4 protein-coding genes are annotated in these 4,589 nt (G+C 68.7%); 2 read left to right on the top strand and 2 right to left on the bottom strand.

Annotation, left to right across the window (positions count from 1 at the left end; translation table 11 throughout):
• Positions 1-2,529: FxSxx-COOH system tetratricopeptide repeat protein (fxsT, locus tag ABD54_RS25435; RefSeq protein WP_047872086.1), on the top strand; the 2,529-nt coding region annotated here is incomplete at its 5' end.
• Positions 2,530-2,580: 51 nt separating this feature from the next.
• Here fxsT and ABD54_RS27605 read toward each other — a convergent pair.
• Complete coding sequence (locus ABD54_RS27605) at positions 2,581-2,796, bottom strand: DUF397 domain-containing protein (RefSeq protein WP_082166994.1); 216 nt, start codon at positions 2,794-2,796, stop codon at positions 2,581-2,583.
• A gap of 146 nt (positions 2,797-2,942) precedes the next feature.
• Here ABD54_RS27605 and ABD54_RS25430 point away from each other — a divergent pair, with 146 nt between their 5' ends.
• Positions 2,943-3,263 carry a CU044_2847 family protein gene (locus ABD54_RS25430; protein WP_082166993.1) on the top strand — a complete coding sequence of 107 codons (321 nt, stop codon included), beginning with the start codon at positions 2,943-2,945 and terminating at the stop codon, positions 3,261-3,263.
• Positions 3,264-3,338: 75 nt separating this feature from the next.
• On the opposite strand, the gene ABD54_RS25425 is transcribed toward ABD54_RS25430, so the two are convergent.
• Positions 3,339-4,421: a ribonucleotide-diphosphate reductase subunit beta gene (locus ABD54_RS25425; RefSeq protein WP_047872084.1), complete on the bottom strand. Its 1,083-nt coding sequence runs from the start codon at positions 4,419-4,421 to the stop codon at positions 3,339-3,341.
• Positions 4,422-4,589: the final 168 nt, after the last annotated feature.

Below are 4,589 nucleotides of genomic sequence, written 5' to 3'. Positions count from 1 at the left end.
CACCCCCGGAGCCGTCAGCCCCGGACCAGGTCCCTGGCAAAGCTGCGCGGCGTGCCTCCGCACAACCTCAACTTCACCGGGCGGGAGAAGATCCTCCAACGGGTCCACGTCCTGCTGGAGGAGTCCGCGGGCGGGATCTACCTGCTGTCGGGCGGGGGCGGCATCGGCAAGACCCAGATCGCCATCGAGTACGCGCACCGGTACCGGGACGACTACGACCTGATCTGGTGGATCACCGCCAACAGCCCCGCCGACATCCAGCAGTCCTACATGCACCTGGCCCGGCACCTGGGCGTGGCCGAGGACGGCGGGAACCTGGAGAGGACCGCCCAGCACGTCCGGGACGTGCTGGAGAGCGACCCGGAGGTGGGGCGCTGGCTCCTCGTCCTCGACGACGTCTCCGACCTGGACCAGTTGGGCGCGGCGGAGATCCCCGCTGACGGTCCCGGCGACATCATCATCACCTCACGCGACCAGAGCTGGATCCCCAGCGGGCGCAGCGAGGGCTCGGTCGTGCCCAGCCTGACCCCGGAGGAGAGCGTCGCCCTGCTCCGCAAGGTCTGCCCCCAGGGGCTGGAGGACGACGGGGACGCCCTCCGGATCGCCGAGCGCCTGGAGCACCTCCCCCTGGCGCTGGCCCAGGTGGGCTCCTACCTGCGCGACTCCCTGATGGGCGTCGAGGACTTCCTCCAGTTGATACAGGACAAGTTCGACGACTTCGTCACGCACGTGGAGTCGGAGGACCTGTACCCCCTGCCGCTGGCCGCCGCCTGGAACATGCAGTTGGACGACCTGCGGCGCGGCACCGGGGGCGACCGCGCGCTCAAGCGGATGGTCCGCGAGTTCGTCCAGCTGTGCGCCTTCTTCGGCCCCCGCCCGCTGGCGCGCACCCTCTTCCACCGGGCGCGGGGCCTGAGCGCCGATCCCGAACTGGCGCAGATCCTGGGCAACGAGATGGCCCTGTCCCGGGTGCTGCGCTACGTCAGCAGGCACAGTCTGGCCGAGTTCGACCGGAGCAAGCACACCTTCCAGATGCACGTCACCTTCCAGACGGTCGTGCAGAACACGCTCGGCGACGAGGAGCGCGTGCGCTACCGGGACCTGGCCCACCGCCTCCTGGCGCAGAGCGACCCGCTCGGCCCCGAGCTGCCGCAGAACTGGCCCGAGTACCAGCTGCTCTTCACCCACGTGACCGCCTCGGAGGCCTGGCGCAGCCATGACCTCCAGGTCCGCGGCCTGGTCTACAACGTGGTCATGTACCTGGTGGAGACGGGGAACGACAACGAGGCCCTGAACCTGGCGGACCGCGCCATCGAGTCCTGGTACGACGACACCGCGCAGCGGTTCCAGGTGCAGCTTCTCCGTGTCCGGCTCCTCCGTGCCCGGGGCGACAACGAGATCGCCCTCTCCGAGGCCGAGCGGATGTACGCGGAGCAGGCGGAGCTGGAGGGCGCGGAGAGCGAGGAGGCCCTGGACGCCTACCGCGCACGGGCCACCGCCATGAGCAACCTCGGCCACTACGGCGAGGCCCTGACCATGTTCGAGGACATCCACCGGATCAGGATCGCCCGGTTCACCGAGGACGACGAGAGCACCCTGAGCCTGGCGCACGACATCGCGGTCTGCCTGCGCCGCCTGGGCCGGTTCCAGGACGCGCTCGAACTGGACCGCCGCACCCTCGAACAGCGCAAGTACGTGTTCGGGACGAACGGCATCCCCACCCTGCGCACCCGGCTGTCCATCGGCCTGAGCCTCATGGCCCTCGGGCACCTCCAGGAGGCCCGGGAGACGCTGGAGGACTGCCAGCGGCGCTTCGACGCCGCCGAGGCGGACGCCAGTGTCCACACCGCGGACATCCCCGTCTTCCTCTCCGTGGTCCACCGCAGGCTCGGCGACCACGGTCTGGCCCTGGAGCTGTCCGGGCAGGTGCGCGACGCCAACGCCCAGCGCCACGGACCGCACACCAGGCCGATGCTGCACATCAACAGCATCCACATGGTGAACCTCGCCCTGACCGGCCGGGTGGAGGAGGCCGAGGAGCTGGCCGAGGACCTCCTGGAGCACATGGACGAGGAGTTCTCCAGTCGCCACCTCTTCCCGTGGGCGTCGCGGGCCAACGCGGCGATCGTGTTCCGGGCCGCGGGCGAGTACGAGCGTGCCTACGAGCTCGACCGCGCGGCGTCGGAGGAGATCCGCGGCATCTTCCCGGACGCGCTGATCACCCTGGCCGCGGTCGAGGTCAACCTGGGCAACGACCTGTTCTCGCTGGGGCGGCTCAAGGAGGCACGCGCCCAGGACACGGCCAGCGTGGAGCTGTGCCTTGAGGTCCTGGGCGAGCACCACCTGTTCCTGACCACCGCCCGGCGCAACCTGCTCATCAGCCGCCGGGCGCTGGGAGAGGACGTCCGGGAGGAGTGGGGAGCCCTGCGGGACCTGTACGCCGCCCGTTTCGGGCCGGAGCACCACTTCGTGACCACGATGGCGGACTTCGTCAGGCTGGACACCGACATCATCCCGGTCGGGGGCTGAGACGCGGGCCCGGAGAACGCCCGGGAACGCTCCGCCTCGCGGGACGCGGCGTCAGGGGAGGGACGAGAGCAGGGACAACCACTCCTGACGGCCGAATGCCAGCACGCTTCCGCCCGGACGGCGTGAATCGCGGAAGAGCACCCGGTGGGGTCCTCCCAGAGAGGCCTCGCAGCAATTCTCATGTCCCGAGGACCTTGACGACTTACGCCATCCTGTGCCGTCGCGTCCGTCGCGCCAGCGGGCACGCGCGTCGTTTCGCCCGGTCATAACTGGTTCGCCCCACCGTTTCCTCCGCACGGACGGCAGCGGAATCTCGTCTTTTGCGGACACTTCCCAGTATTTTACTTTCCGGGCTCTTCCACAGGAATAGCTTTACCCCTCACAAAGGAACGCATGAGGTCAAAGTGAACAAAGTGATCGACTTCGTCACCGACGACGGCACCGTGGTCAGTATCGAGTCCGTGCCCGCACGCCGGGAGGGGGCCGCCAACGTGTCCAAGAGGTCCGAGGAGGCCACGGGAGACAGGCGGCTCGACGACGTCCTGCTGCGGATCCGCAAGGTCGCCGAGGCGGTGTCCGGGCAGTTGCGGGAACTGTCCTCCTCCCCGCTCGCCCCCTCGGAGACCGAGGTGGAGTTCGGGGTGAGCGTGACCGCCGAGGCCGGGGCCGTGGTCGTCAAGGGGGGCGCGGAGGCCACCTTCAACGTCACGATGACCTGGTCCGGCAAGGGCTGAGCGCACACGGCGGTGGCCCGGGCCGCACGCCACGACCCGGGCCACCGTCAGCGGGAGGGGAGCCCTCCGGCTCCTCTAGTCCCAGTCCAGGCCGCCGCCGGTCTGGTACTCGATGACGCGGGTCTCGAAGAAGTTCTTCTCCTTCTGGAGGTCCATCATCTCGCTCATCCACGGGAACGGGTTCTCCGTCTCACCGAAGATGGGCGCCAGACCGATCTGCTCGGCGCGGCGGTCGGTGATGAAGTGCATGTACTTCTCGCACAGCTCGGAGTTGAGGCCGAGCACGCCGCGCGGCATGGTCTCGCGCCCGTAGGCCACCTCCAGCTCGCAGGCCTCGGTGAGCATCTGCCGGACCTCGGCCTGGAACTCCTCGCTCCACAGGTGCGGGTTCTCGATCTTGATCTGGTTGATCACGTCGATGCCGAAGTTCAGGTGGATCGACTCGTCGCGCAGGATGTACTGGTACTGCTCTGCGATGCCGACCATCTTGTTGCGGCGGCCCAGCGACAGGATCTGCGCGAAGCCGGTGTAGAACCACATGCCCTCGAAGATCACGTAGAAGGCCACGAGGTCGCGCAGGAAGGCCTGGTCGGCCTCCGGGGTGCCCGTGCGGAACTCCGGGTTCTCCAGGTTCTGCGTGTACTTGAGCGCCCAGGCGTCCTTGGCGGTGATCGAGGGGACCTCGCGGTACATGTTGAAGAGCTCGCCCTCGTCCAGGCCGAGGCTCTCGCAGATGTACTGGAAGGTGTGGGTGTGCACCGCCTCCTCGAAGGCCTGGCGCAGCAGGTACTGGCGGCACTCGGGGTTGGTGAGCTGCCGGTACACGGCCAGCACGATGTTGTTGGCCACCAGCGACTCGGCGGTGGCGAAGAAGCCGAGGTTGCGCTTGAGCATGAGGCGCTCGTCCTCGGTCAGCCCGTCCCTGGACTTCCACAGCGCGATGTCGGCCTGCATGGCGACCTCGGTGGGCATCCAGTGGTTGTTGCAGCCCGCGAGGTACTTCTCCCAAGCCCACGTGTACTTGAGCGGGAGCAGCTGGTTGACGTCGGCGCGGGCGTTGATCATCGCCTTGTCGTCGACGTTGACGCGCTCCGCGTCGCGCTCGATCTCACCGAGGCCGCTGGTGGCGCTCGCGCTGTTCTCGGAAACTGCGGTCATGCTGGGGTTCTTCCGTTCTCCGGACGTACCGGAAGAGTCTTGGCTGGATGGAGGGGACGGACACCCGCGGCCCGGGGCCCGCCTCCGCGCCGCCCCGATGCCGCGGCCGCACGACCGGGTACGCCAGGTTCCGCGAAGCCGCACGGCCCCCGTGCGCGGGCGTTGCGG

It is taken from the genome of Nocardiopsis sp. RV163 (genome assembly GCF_001029525.1).
In the GTDB taxonomy this organism is placed as follows: domain Bacteria; phylum Actinomycetota; class Actinomycetes; order Streptosporangiales; family Streptosporangiaceae; genus Nocardiopsis; species Nocardiopsis dassonvillei.
Note: the sequence above shows the minus strand (reverse complement) of the source record. Positions and strands in the feature narration are given on the sequence as shown.

What these genes read in the sequence shown, in the direction of transcription:
- ABD54_RS25425 (WP_047872084.1), bottom strand. Translation starts at nt 4,421, where the DNA reads ATGACCGCAGTTTCCGAGAACAGCGCGAGCGCCACCAGCGGCCTCGGT.
- ABD54_RS27605 (WP_082166994.1), bottom strand. Translation starts at nt 2,796, where the DNA reads ATGACCGGGCGAAACGACGCGCGTGCCCGCTGGCGCGACGGACGCGAC.